This window comes from Thermogemmatispora sp. (assembly GCF_019683755.1).
Lineage (GTDB): Bacteria > Chloroflexota > Ktedonobacteria > Ktedonobacterales > Ktedonobacteraceae > Thermogemmatispora.
The window spans coordinates 1-12,591 of sequence record NZ_JADGHT010000118.1; the positions used below are offsets into that span (position 1 = coordinate 1).

The 12,591-nt window shown below is 59.6% G+C and carries 7 protein-coding genes; 4 read left to right on the forward strand and 3 right to left on the reverse strand.

Going from position 1 to position 12,591, the window contains the following annotated elements:
* The 4 genes from IRZ24_RS09750 to dtd all read left to right on the forward strand — a co-directional run.
* Positions 1 to 855: nucleotide sugar dehydrogenase (locus IRZ24_RS09750; RefSeq protein WP_297163217.1), on the forward strand; the 855-nt coding region annotated here is incomplete at its 5' end.
* Positions 842 to 1,474, forward strand: coding sequence for a holo-ACP synthase (gene acpS / locus IRZ24_RS09755; RefSeq protein ID WP_297163220.1), 633 nt, complete (start codon positions 842 to 844; stop codon positions 1,472 to 1,474). The genes IRZ24_RS09750 and acpS, both read left to right, overlap by 14 nt.
* Positions 1,475 to 1,958: 484 nt before the next feature.
* Positions 1,959 to 2,732: a family 16 glycoside hydrolase gene (locus IRZ24_RS09760; RefSeq protein ID WP_297163223.1), complete on the forward strand. Its 774-nt coding sequence runs from the start codon at positions 1,959 to 1,961 to the stop codon at positions 2,730 to 2,732.
* Between the two features lie 109 nt (positions 2,733 to 2,841).
* Positions 2,842 to 3,300 carry a D-aminoacyl-tRNA deacylase gene (gene dtd, locus IRZ24_RS09765; RefSeq protein ID WP_297163225.1) on the forward strand — a complete coding sequence of 153 codons (459 nt, stop codon included), beginning with the start codon at positions 2,842 to 2,844 and terminating at the stop codon, positions 3,298 to 3,300.
* Positions 3,301 to 3,383: 83 nt separating this feature from the next.
* Here dtd and IRZ24_RS09770 read toward each other — a convergent pair whose 3' ends face one another.
* The 3 genes from IRZ24_RS09770 to IRZ24_RS09780 all read right to left on the reverse strand — a co-directional run bounded on the left by IRZ24_RS09770 (position 3,384) and on the right by IRZ24_RS09780 (position 11,480).
* Positions 3,384 to 6,845 (reverse strand): carboxypeptidase regulatory-like domain-containing protein, encoded by a 3,462-nt coding sequence (locus IRZ24_RS09770; RefSeq protein WP_297163228.1) that lies wholly within the window; start codon positions 6,843 to 6,845, stop codon positions 3,384 to 3,386.
* An 852-nt stretch (positions 6,846 to 7,697) separates the two neighbouring features.
* On the reverse strand, positions 7,698 to 10,280 hold the full coding sequence (gene pheT, locus IRZ24_RS09775) for a phenylalanine--tRNA ligase subunit beta (RefSeq protein ID WP_297163231.1): 2,583 nt from the start codon (positions 10,278 to 10,280) through the stop codon (positions 7,698 to 7,700).
* Between the two features lie 153 nt (positions 10,281 to 10,433).
* Positions 10,434 to 11,480 (reverse strand): phenylalanine--tRNA ligase subunit alpha, encoded by a 1,047-nt coding sequence (locus tag IRZ24_RS09780; protein ID WP_297163234.1) that lies wholly within the window; start codon positions 11,478 to 11,480, stop codon positions 10,434 to 10,436.
* Positions 11,481 to 12,591 lie beyond the last annotated feature (1,111 nt).

Genomic DNA, 12,591 nt, shown 5'->3' on the forward strand with positions numbered 1-12,591 from the left:
CTCCCACTGCGCGCGCCCATTATTATGACCGATATCTACACGGCAGAGATGATTAAGTACGCCTCTAACGCTTTCCTGGCGACAAAGATTTCGTTCATTAATGAGATCGCTCAGATCTGTGAGCGCCTGGGAGCCGATGTGAAAGAGGTGGCCGTGGGAATGGGCTACGATAAGCGCATCGGGCGCGCCTTTCTCGATGCCGGCCTCGGTTACGGAGGCTCTTGCTTTCCGAAGGATGTCCGGGCCTTAGCTCATATGGCCGATGAGGCTGGGCTACATCCTCAGTTGCTGCATGCTGTGATGGAGATCAACCAGGATCAGCGGCGCCTGGTGGTAGATAAGCTGGTCTCGATCTTAGGCTCCCTGCGCAATACAACCATTGGCATCTTGGGTCTGGCCTTCAAGGCTAATACTGATGATATGCGCGAGGCCCCTTCTCTGGACATTATTCGCTGGATCACTGGCCAGGGGGCTTTAGTCCGCGCCTACGATCCGGTGGCCCGCGAGACGGCACGCCAGGCTATGGAGCGCGAGGGTATCCGTCTCGATCTGGTAACCTTCTGCTCGAGCGCCTATGAGGTGGCTGAGCAGGCCGATGCTATTATCATCGTTACCGACTGGAATGAATTTAAATCTCTTGACATGGTACAGATTCGCAATCTGATGCGTCGTCCGGTGTTGATCGATGGACGCAATATTTATGAGCCGCGCGAGATGGTCAGCCTGGGCTTCACTTACCGCGGTATTGGACGGGGCACGGGGCCAGCCGCGACGGTCTTGCCTGCCAGCGATAGTACAACGCCGCCGCCTGCGCGTGAGCGGACACTGATCGGTGAGAGTGATGAGCATCGCTGACGACGAGGCCGGGTGGCCTGCTTTTGGTCCGCTTCCAGATGAGGGGACAGCAGCCCCGCTGTTATTCACACCTTTGGTGAGCCGGCTTGATGTGCCGCCACCTGCCTGGCTCTTTGGTTCAGGGGGCTTGGCCGCCCTTCCAGCCCCTCTTTTGCCACCACACGGGGTCAATGTGGCTGTGGGCATCGACATCATTGAGGTGGCGCGTGTGGCTCGCGCCTATGCCCGGCACGGTGAGCGCTTTCTCCAGCGGGTCTTTACGGATACCGAGGTGTTGCAGTGCCGCGGTCGCCGCGCTCTCAGCGGTGTGTCGCCTCTGCCAGAGCCTAAACCTGCCCGCCTGGCGGGACGTTTTGCTGCCAAGGAGGCGATCAGTAAAGCTCTGGGCACGGGTCTGCGCGGTGTGGCCTGGCGCGAGATGGAGATCGTCCAATTGCGCAGCGGACGCCCTTCTGTCCGCCTCTATGGTCGCGCTCGTCGACGGGCCGAGGAGCTTGGTCTCAGCGCCCTCGATGTGAGCATCGCTGATCTGCAGGGCCTGGCTATTGCGGTTGCTGTCGCGGTTGCTGCCGCTGTGCCAACCGCTCATTCCGGCGCTGGCTCCCATGAGAATGGCTGAAGGCTTGCTTCGTTGGGGCTTCGTGCCTTGTTGGCCTGTCCATAGCCGTATGGCTGCGCTGGCTCAGCTCCTTTCCCCGCTCGTCCGCGAGCTAGCCACGATGGTCGCCTGCTAGTGAGTCTCTCGGGACAAGAGCCAGGAGACCAGCTAGTCAGGCAGGCAAGACTGGCGTGATAGACTGAGGCGCTGCCTGTCTCTTGTAGCGTTGTCGTGCTTCTCGCTTGCAGCCCCGGCGGGCTAGAAAGGCTTTGCCCTCATGGACACCACCAACTCTGATCGTCTCTGCCCCATCTGTGGCAGGCACCTCGGGCCTTATGAGCTTTTCTGCAGCAACTGTGGTACGTATGTGGTCTCCTCCCCTTTGCTGGAGCCGAAGACGCCCAGATCAGTCAGTACCTCAACTCGCTCTGAGCCTGATCAGTCGTTGCAGTCTGACAGGCCTGCTAGCGTCTGGTCAGGAGGGTTGCCGCCAGGGAGGGAGCCGGTGTCTCGTCGCCGACAGCTCCCGTTCCTGGTCTTGATCACCGGTAGCATCCTGGCCCTGATGCTGATCGGCAGCGCGCTGGCGGTCTTTATCAGCCTCCAGCATCGGCCCGCCCCAGCCAGTAGCCGCAGCCGCGTGGCGGCTAGTCCTAACCCCTCGCCCGATGTCTTTGTCCAGGCGCGGCCCGCTGTGACGCCGCTGTTTAGCGATGATTTCGCCGATAATAGCAAGGGTTGGGATACTACGGGCGGCCCCGGCTTCAGTAAGACCATCGCTAATCACGCCCTGACCATGACCGATCGTAATCACCGTATTCTGGTGGCTCCTTTACCAGTGGAGGAGACCTTCAGTGATTTCCAGATTACGGTCGATATGGCGCTGGAGAGCGGCGATGGCAACGATAGTATGGGCATTTATATGCGCGGCGATGATCAACTGGCCAACGATTACCGTGTGGACATCTTCGGGGATGCTACCTATGCGATTTCGAAAGAGGTGACTGGCCTTGACGGCAATACCCGCGTCCAGATCTTGTCGGGTATTTCCAAAAACAGCGCTATTAAACCTTTAGGTCAGCAGAACGAGGTGACAGTGATCATCAAGGGCAATCGCATTGTCTTGGGGGTGAACGGCCATTTGATCGCCAGTGTGACCGATAACTCATATTCCAGCGGCATGATCGCGCTCTTTGTCAGTAATGGTAGCTCATCCCCAGCGGCGACGGTGGCGATCACCAGCGTGACGGTTTATCCTGCTCCCGCCCAAGTTCCTTAGTGGAGGTGGCAGAACATCCCCAGGCTCCTAATGCTCCTTAGCCATTTCACTCTCTCTACGGTGGGGTGAAAGCCCAAGATACTAAGCAAAGAAGAAGTTTAGGAGGATTATGAGAGCGCTACTGCAACGTGTGAGCTACGCCCGAGTGCGTGTCGCAGATGAGGTAGTAGCAGAAATCGGACCCGGTTTGCTGGTGCTGCTGGGAGTGGCCCAGGGCGATGGTGAAGCCGAGGCTAAGACGCTGGCGGAGAAGATTGTCCACCTGCGCATCTTTGAGGATGAGGCGGGCAAGATGAATCGCTCGCTGCTGGAAAGTCGTGGCGAGGTGCTGGTTGTTTCGCAGTTTACTCTCTATGCGGATGCCCGCAAAGGACGGCGACCTAGCTTCACGGAAGCCGCTCCGCCGGCGCAGGCTGAGCCACTGATTCGCGCTTTTGAGGATATGGTCCGCAGCTATGGTGTGCCCGTCGGCAGCGGAATTTTTGGCGCCCACATGCTGGTCGAGCTGGCCAACGATGGCCCGGTCACGATCTGGCTAGACAGCGCCACCCTGGGACGCCGCGAGTGAGCTTGCGGTTAGTCTTCTATGGGTAGACACTCTAGAGGCCCAGTGGATCAGCCTGCTACTGGCTGAGAAGCTGTGCAGCCCTCTTAGCTGTTTGGCAAGGCGTTGATTATGACTGTTTGATTGCCAGTGACGGTGACTGCAGCGGAGCCGCTGTATTGCTTGCCCTGGCTATCGCTGCCGCTGGCCGTGAGCATATAGCTCCCCAGGGGCACGTTGTTAAAGCTGTAATTCCCCATGTTATCGCAGGTCGTACTAGCAATCTGGGTTGTGCCGGCATAGAGGGTCACACTGGCGCCCGCTAGCGGCGCAGCGCTGCTACAGGTACTATCGGCGCAGGCCTGGACACTGCCGGTGATGGTGTAGCCAGTGATGGTGAGGCGCACCGGTACAATCTGGGTGTTATTCTGAATGCCACCGCTGCTGCTGGCTGTAATGGTGATTTGGCCATTATAGACTCCGGGAGCCAGGCCCGCAGGATTAACTGAGACCTGCAGACTGCCACCGCTGCCATTATCGCTCCCGCTGCTGACGGCAAGCCAGGCGTTGCCCGGGTCGGCTGTGGCTGAGACTGTGATTGGATAGCGACAGGTACCATTGCTGCTGAAGGGGATGGCCTGTGAGAGAGAGGTTCCCTGGCCTTGAACAGCAGTGAAGAAGAGGCTAGAGGTGCCTACCTGGAAGACGCAAGGAGGCAGGACCGTCAGCGTGACGCTGAAGTGCTGCGGACTACCGGCAATAGGGGCGCCAGTGCTGTCGAGAACCCGTACAAGGACCTGTGTGCTGTAGCTCCCCACAGCCAGGCCGGCACTGTTCACAGCCAGGGTGATGCTGGCTGTCTGGCCATTGACCAGGCTGGTGCTGGAGTCGCTCAGTCTGAGCCAGGAGGCAGGTGTGATCAGGCTGGTGCTCCAGCTCAAAGGCCAACTGCAGGTACCGGAGACCTCCAGGGTGACCGCTTGGGGGGCCGGGTCGCCTCCTCCAGCAATGGTGCTAAAGGCCACGGAGTGCATCGACGGCTGACCTAAGGTGCAGGGCGGCAGGACCTGCAAGGTGACCTGCAGCATTTGCGGCGCGCCGGCAGCTCCTTTTCCATCGCTTCCCTGGCCCGCTAGCAGGATCTGGCCGCTATAGGTACCAGCCGTCAGCCCACTGGTGTTTACTGCAATCAGAATCTGGCCGCTGCTGCCAGGGGGAATGCTGCCCCTGGCCGGGCTAACGGAGAGCCATTCGCCTGTGAGGGGCGTGGCCTGCGTCTGCCAGTAGAGGGTACTGCCACCAGTATTGGTAATGACAACCGTCTGAGGGGGTGTATTTCGCCCCTGGATGGCGCTGAAGTTGAGGCTGAGCGGCGTCACGCTCATCACAGGTTCCTGGGGAGAAGGCACTGGCTGGACCACTAAAAGCACAGGCAGCGTCTGCGAGCTGTGACCAGCGGTAAACGTGATTAAGCTCTTATAGCGACCCGGGCCGAGGCCAAGGGCATTGACGCCAATGGCAATCACCACACTGCCAGCACCATGTAGCTCACCATTGCTCGGTGTCACGCTTACCCACGGAGCATCACTGCTGGCCTGCCAACCCAGATCATCCAGGCAGCCGGCCCGCTCACTCAGAGTGATGGCCTGGTTGGGTGGGTTACTGCGCCCGGCTACAGTAGTAAAGCTGAGGCTCGAGGCATTCACCATGATCCCGCAGCGTGGGAGAATAGTCAGCGATACCACGACGCTTTGCGGGCTATCCAGCACTCCCTGCGGAGAAGCAAAGCTCAGCAGCGCTATATACACTCCTGGCAGCAGACTCTGGCTTTGAACGGCGACGGTCAGGCTTTGAGCAGAGCCGGGGATCACTGTTCCGCTCCGCTGGCCGACTGAGAGCCAATCGGCCAGGGGTCCCAGGGCACGAGCATAGGGCGTCTGATCCGGAGCTGTCAGCGAGGTACTGCTACTAAGCTGCCAGACCAAGGGCTTATTTCCCGGGTTGCTGATCGTCAGTGTCTGGGGGGCCGGTGTTGCTCCTCCATCAGTGGCAATAAAGGAGAGCGCGGCTGGCACCACCTGCAAGAGCGGTCCAGGGTTAGCGGGTAGGGGACGTACGACCATCTTGACTTGAATGGTCTGCTGACCTCCCACGTCAGAGGTGAAGGTCAGCAGGCCAGTGTAGTCACCAGGCTTCAGATGGGCGCGCTGTACCGCCACCCAGACAGTCTGACTGCCGCTGAAGAGACCCTGTGAGGGAGAGAGCAGTAACCAGGGCTGATTGCTACTGCCTTGCCAGTTAATGATTCCACCACCCGAATTGCGCAGCGTCAAAGGCAGAATGGTATTGGCTCCTTGGTAGTCCTCGCCCATGAGCAGGGGACTGGCGCTATCAATGACTAGATGGGGCGGACGTGTCAGGCCCTGGCCGGCTACCTGCAGTGTAGCACTTGCTGTATAGCGCGTTGTTACATCTTCAGCTTCGACCAGGTGGAGGCCCGGCCCCCAGCTTGCATCAATCTGCACCGTCAGAACAAGACTGCCGACACTGTTAACCTGCACGAGTGAGGAACCTTGCTGCCCCACGGGAATTGGCTCTTGTAGATCGTGGCTTAAGAGTACCTGGCTCGAAGGCGAGAAGCGTTCTAATGCCAGCTTGACACGCTGACCAATCGCAACCACATTCGGCGTCAGGGTCAGACGCGGGGGACCACCAGCTACAACGGGCGTCGGCTGATGGCGCGTGATGATCAAGAGCACCATGAAGCTATCGCCTAGTAGAGCTAAGAGAGCGATGATCAGGAAGGCCAGGAAGAGAGCACGCAGGCGCTTCGGATAGAGCGTCAGCCAGGAGAGCGAACGGCGCTGCTCTTGGCTCTGCCGGTTCTGCGGCTGAGCAGATAGGGGGCTGGTGGTCAAGGCAGCGGCTTGAGCGCGCCTGCTATCTTCTGCCTCAATAGCGGCGGCTTCAGCACTGGTGGGAAGACGACGCGACAGGAGAGGATCGGTGCGCTGCAGCCAGATGGCATCTCCCTCATCCTCATCGGCATCCTGAATCCAGGGCCAGAGATCGGGTAAACGCTGCTGCAGGTCTTCCAGGGCGCCAGGCTCACTACGGGCCGCCCAACCACTGCTGGCAGGGGCTACGGTCTGTTCTTCTTGCGCAGACTGAGAAGAGTCGCCCGCTTTCTGAGCCTGAAACTGCGGCGGCTGCGATGTTGCACGCGGAGTATTCTGACGCTGAATGTCGAGGGAAGCAAGGTCAGGCTCAGCCAGAGGAGTCAGACGCGAAGGACGTGGCAAGCGCAGCGCGCCTGGATCACTCTCGCTAATGAACTCTGCCGCCTCGCTCATTTCTAGGGCGGGGTCACTCAGGGCCTCCCTGTCCCCTGCAGGTAGCGACACCTGTGGAAGTAGGAGATCAGGCGGAACCTCCGGCGGCGGGGTCACTGGCCCCTGCTGGATGGGTACCTGCGCCTCGGGATCAGTCCGACGTTGCCGATGCGGTGGCTCAGCTTCCTCCTCTATACCGGCAGTCGCATCGCTTCCGGTACCAGAAGTCGCAGCCATACCACTCCGCTCGCGTTCTGCGCCCCTGCCAGGGAGGTGTCCCCTCTGCAAAGGGCGTGTCCGGCATTCCTCACACAAGCTGGCATTTGCCGCGCATGGCTTGCCGCAACGCAAACACTGACTCATAGTAGTAAACTTACGCTATTCTCCCCAGCCTTGCCGGTACTCAACGCATGAACGAAACCCCCACCGGCCAAAAGCCACCGTTCTGCGCCCACGTCCGCTTTTGTTTGCTTGCTACCCACGCGCGCCACTCTCGCGTATGCCCAGGGCACCGTGGGGGCTTGCCGCTCAGGCTCTGGATAGCCATCTCCTGCCTACAGCCCACTTATTCCCCATACCATCTTTTTATCCTCTTCACGCCTGCCACCGCATCGGTGCTTAGTGTGCCAATATAGCGTTTGACACCGGCGCTTGCCTGTCAGCTCTCCAGCACGTGCACCAGGAGCGATCAGAAGCATCAAGGCGAGCAGCAGCCGCCTTTTAGCTGATGCTGGCCAGGCCCCTTTCATTGAGTCAGGTGCAGCCGGAAAAATGGTCAGCCACGGCTACTTACTATATCACCTTTAGCAAAGGATTGCCAGAGGGAAGAGATGGGTAGGGGACATGGCCGATCTGATCGTCCGCAGCGCGGCCAAAGGGCTGGCAGAGCCGCCAGGCAGGCTTTGCCAAGCCGAGGGGAGGGCCGACAGCCTGTCGACAGAGTCAGCTCAAAAAGCTGGGCGGGTATGCTCCAGCGGAGGCGCTGGCCGCTGGTTGCTCACCCGCCCAGTCCCTGGTGAAGCGGAAAAGGAAGGAGCTTTCTTCTGTCGCCTGGCGCCTAAGGCGGGCGCAACCCGCTCCCCCAGGGCGCTAACTGCGGAGAGTCGCCCCGAATTCCTGGCGCAGGGCCTCAACGATGCGCTCCTGCAACGCATTGGCTTCGGCATCCGTAAGAGTGCGATCCTGAGCCTGGTAGAGCAATGTATAGGTTAGACTCTTCTTGCCTGAAGGGATCGGAGCCCCGGTATAGACATCAAAGAGGGCCACCGTTCGCAGCAGCTCGCCGCCATGGCGCTCGATTGCCTCTTGTACCGCGCGCGCTGGCACTTGCTGATCAACTACCACTGCCAGATCGCGCGTCAGTTCCTGATGACGCGAGATGGGCGCATAGCTCAGGCGCTCAGGAACCGCAGCGTAGAGAACCTCCAAATCCAACTCACACAGATAGGCACGCTGGGGCAAATCGTAGCGCTGCTGCACTAGCGGATGGACCTCTCCCAGGAAGCCAATCGGCGTGAAATGCTCATCACCATCCGCCTCGGGTCGCGCTATCTCCAGTACAGCGCAGCGTCCAGGATGGAAAGTCGGATGTTGGGCAGCCGTGAAGCGATAGCGCTTGATATGCAAGCGTTCAAGCAGGGTTTCAACTATGCCCTTCAGATCATAGAAATCTGCCGGGCGCGCCAGTTCTGGCACCCAGGAGATGGCCGCTGGTCCACAGAGAGCGATACCGACACAGCGCCGCTCCTCGGGCAGCTCACCCGCTGCGCGTGGCAGATAGCGCCGCCCAATCTCGAAAAGACGCAGACCGGCCCGATTGCGCTTGCTATTCTCCTGCAACGTCTCCATCAGCCCGCTTAGCAGCGTTAGGCGCATACACTCCAACTCGGTGCTCAGCGGGTTGGTAATAGTAACTGCCGGCAGGGAACGGGCATCGAAAGGCTGGCCATCATCGTCTAGCACAGTGCCACCCGCAGAGCTTGCCTGCGCCTTCTCACCAGCAATGACCCAGCCTGTTTGACCAGCATCCGCCGGCTTCTGCAGTAATACCTGAGCTGTACGGGCATTGACCTCTGCGAGCAGATTGAGCATGCGCTGGCGACTGGTCATCGCATAGGTCAGAATCTCATGCAGGCCAAGACCAATGAGGATCTCACGAATCTCATACTCACGCTCAAACCAGTGGTCGCTCTGCGGCTCAGGCAATGGCCCTTCGGGGACGGTAGCTGGTAGCTGATCATAGCCAACCATGCGCAGCACTTCCTCCACTAGATCAGCCCCCTCCTCGATGTCGCCGCGGAAGGTCGGCACCGTGACGCGCAGCAGTTGTTCACCTCCAGCAGCATCAGCCGCCGCCGAAACTTCCTCGACTTTGAACTCAAGAGCACTCAGAGCATCGTGCACCTGGCGCGATGTGACCTTCATGCCCGTCAGCCACTCGACCTCGGAGGGCGAGAAGAGAATGGTACGCGGCTCTACGGGGCGAGGATAGACATCGACGATGCCCGGATGCACCTGGCCACCAGCCAGCTCGGCCATTAGCTGCGCCGCCCGGTTGGCCCCGAAGATAGTTAGCTCGGGATCAAGGCCCTTCTCAAAGCGACTGGAGGACTCAGTACGCAGGCCCAGGGCTACCGCTGTCCGCCGGATGCTGGCCGGCTTGAAATTGGCGGATTCAAGCAGGATGCGTGTGGTTCCTTCGTTAACCTCACTGATCGCTGATCCCATGACACCAGCGATGGCCGTCGGCCCCTGGGGGTCAGTAATCAGGAGCATATCGCCGCGCAGACGACGCCGCACGCCATCGAGGGTGGTAATCTCTTCGCCATCATGGGCCCGCCGGACAATGATCTGCCGCTCACGCACCAGGTCGTAGTCAAAGGCATGCAGCGGCTGACCCACTTCGAGCATAACATAGTTCGTGATGTCAACAATAAGGTTGATCGGTCGCATGCCAGCCATCAGCAGACGCCGCGCCATCCAATCGGGCGAGGGGCCAATCCTGACGCCGCTAATGACTCGCGCACTATAACGCGGACAGAGATCCGTATCCTCGACTGTGACCTTGACTAGCTCTGGCGCCGGGATACCCTGCTCACTGAAACGTGGCTCGGGCAAGCGCAGGGGCTTGTGAGTCAAGGCCGCCACTTCGCGCGCAATTCCAATGACTGAGGAGAGATCGCCCCGATGGGCCTTGATGGCAAATTCTAAGACGACATCGGAGAGCAGATCGGACAGTTTGACGCCCAACGGCGTCGCCGGGTCGAGAATGTAAATGCCCGAGTGGTCGCTGCCTAGGCCCAGTTCGCGCGGCGAGCAGAGCATGCCCTCAGAGACATAGCCCATCTTGCGCGCCACACCAATCGTGAGATCGCCAATGCGAGCCCCCGGCAGGGCCAGCGGCACTTTGTCTCCTTCTTTGATGTTAGGGGCGCCACAGATCACTCCAAGCTCTGCGCTCCCTGTATTGATACGCGTGTAGCTCAGATGATCCGAACCAGGCACCTTCTCAAGATGCGTGATTTGAGCCGTGATAATACGGTCTCCCCAGTTAGCCCCAATGTATTCCAGCGCCTCCACTTCCAGCCCGGCCATTGTGAGCGTGTAGGCCAGCTCCTCCGGCGACTGGGTGATCTCAACATATTCCTTCAGCCAGCTCAGTGGCACTCTCATCGCTGCTGACTCCTCACAAATTCCTTCCTGCCTTTCAAATCTATCACTGTCGGCTTTTTTCCCTTACATCACAAGAGAAGCATTCTCTTTGCTCTCTGCACAAGTTTTATCCCCTATAGCCGGACGCTCTATTTGTGCTTTGAGCATCCTTAATTAGAACTGACGCAGGAAGCGCAAGTCATTGCCTGAGAAGAGACGGATCTCACCAATAGCGTACTTCAGCATGGCAATACGCTCAACGCCCATGCCGAAGGCATAGCCGCGGTATTTGCGAGGATCGTAGCCCACTTCGCGCAGGACGCGCGGATGCACCATGCCGGAACCAAGGATCTCCAGCCAGCCGCTATACTTGCAGAGGCGACAGCCGCTGCCCTTACAGAGAATGCAGTCGATATCGACCTCGGCGCTAGGTTCCGTGAAAGGGAAGTAACTACCGCGAAAACGGACCCGGCGCTCCTCGCCGAACATCTCGCGTGCAAAGCGGGCCAGACTGCCTTTGAGATCGGCCATCGTACACTGCTCATCGACCAGCAGGCCCTCGATCTGGTGAAACATCGCTTCGTGGGAGGCATCGATGGCCTCGTGACGGAAGACCTTGCCGGGCACGATCACACGCACGGGTGGACGCGTTGCCTGCATGACACGAATCTGCATCGGCGAGGTTTGAGTACGCAGCAGGATCTCCCCGGGGACAATCCAGAAAGTATCTTGCATATCGCGCGCGGGGTGATCTGCCGGGATATTGAGGGCCTGGAAGTTATAGTAGTCGGTTTCAATCTCGGGTCCCTGCAAGACCTGGAAGCCCATCCGTGTAAAGATGCGCGCTACTTCCAGAATGGTACGAGAGATAGGGTGCATATGGCCCGCAGGCAAGGCCCGACCTGGCAAAGTCACATCGAGCCGCTCGCGCTCCAGAGTCTCCCGCAATTCACGCTCACGCAGCTCCTGACGACGGGCCTCCAGAGCGCTTTCGAGTTTCTCCTTAACAGCATTGATCTTCTGACCGATGACCGGGCGCTCCGCCTTACCCAGTTTCGGAATGAGGGCAGAGAAATTCTTCAGCTCGCCGCGATGGCGTCCTAGATAGCGAACATCCCAGTCTTCCAGCTCCGCCGAGTGAGCGATGTTCTCTAGCTCGCGGAGCGCCCGCTCCTGCAAGGCATCGAGCTGAGCCAACAACGCATCAAGCTGTTCAATCATAGCCGTCCATCCTTCTCTCTCAAGAGACATGACAAGAGCACCGCGCAGCCTATGGTCAGCGGGGGAAGAGGCTTCCTTCCCCGGCAAGGGCAGGCTTGCCGGATGCCCGCTCCTGCCTAGCCGTCTGCTGGCTGTCAACAGGCGCAGCGCCCTCTACGGTCTGACGCTAGCCGCGCCGACTCGCACCATTAATTGTCAGTTGTTAGGACCAGGCGGCAGGGCAGGGCGGCCCCAGGTGAAGCTCCGCTCAGGCTCGCGGTAGAGAGCCGGGCAGAATCAAAAAAACCGGCACATTCGTCAACTGGGACGAAGCTTGCCGGTCTTACCAGTCGCGCTGACCTATCACGTCGGCGTTCTCCTCTCACCCTTACGTCGTGCCACAGCGCCTCGTTCTATCGCTGCTGTATATTTTTTCATGTAAGGGGCGCTGCATATGATGGCCGAGAGGAGCAGGCCCGCCGTGCTGCATGACTCCGCGGTACCACCCGTCTTGGATTGCTTGGCGGACCCCAGCAAACGGGCCAGGACCCCAAATCGGGTAGCCCAGGCTGGGCCTGAGCATCCAGCAATCCCACTCGGTTCGTCCGCTAACGGGGACGGGCCGGGGCTGCCTACCAGGGTCGGCTTGTCTGCTCTCTTTTGGGCCGGTAGCCGACTCCTTCAGCAGCCAGCTCCGGGGTGAACTTCCGCGTGACGGACTGGTGAAAAGGCTCGCAGCCACTGGCCTTTTCTCTCTGCCCAGACTCTGCCGCCTGCTGCGACAGAGCGCTTCCCCTCCTGCCCGCTGTACGCGTACTCTCCCCTTCAACGCCTTTCGTTGTGATCTGTCTGCCTTGCTCTAAGTTGAGCAGCACACTGAACTGAAAACGAGGACCATGCTCCAGACCTGAGCTGAGGCGACCTCGCTGCAGGTCTGGACCTGCTGGCGGGGATCACGCTTCCCTCGCAGTTCTCTATCTATCTGTCAGCGGTCAAGGTATAGTATGCCAGATCTGGCGTCGAAAGTCTAGCAGGTAGTTACGCCCGCTTTCCCACTGCCAGCCGCTCGCTACCTTGCCCGCCGGAGTCATGAGGCATCTGATCAGCCGCTGCCCCGGCCTGGTCAGTTGGG

Bases quoted from the DNA above. Each gene is read 5' to 3' on its own strand.
- acpS (WP_297163220.1), top strand. From the start codon at position 842: ATGAGCATCGCTGACGACGAGGCCGGGTGGCCTGCTTTTGGTCCGCTT.
- dtd (WP_297163225.1), top strand. From the start codon at position 2,842: ATGAGAGCGCTACTGCAACGTGTGAGCTACGCCCGAGTGCGTGTCGCA.
- IRZ24_RS09770 (WP_297163228.1), bottom strand. From the start codon at position 6,845: ATGGCTGCGACTTCTGGTACCGGAAGCGATGCGACTGCCGGTATAGAG.
- pheT (WP_297163231.1), bottom strand. From the start codon at position 10,280: ATGAGAGTGCCACTGAGCTGGCTGAAGGAATATGTTGAGATCACCCAG.
- IRZ24_RS09780 (WP_297163234.1), bottom strand. From the start codon at position 11,480: ATGATTGAACAGCTTGATGCGTTGTTGGCTCAGCTCGATGCCTTGCAG.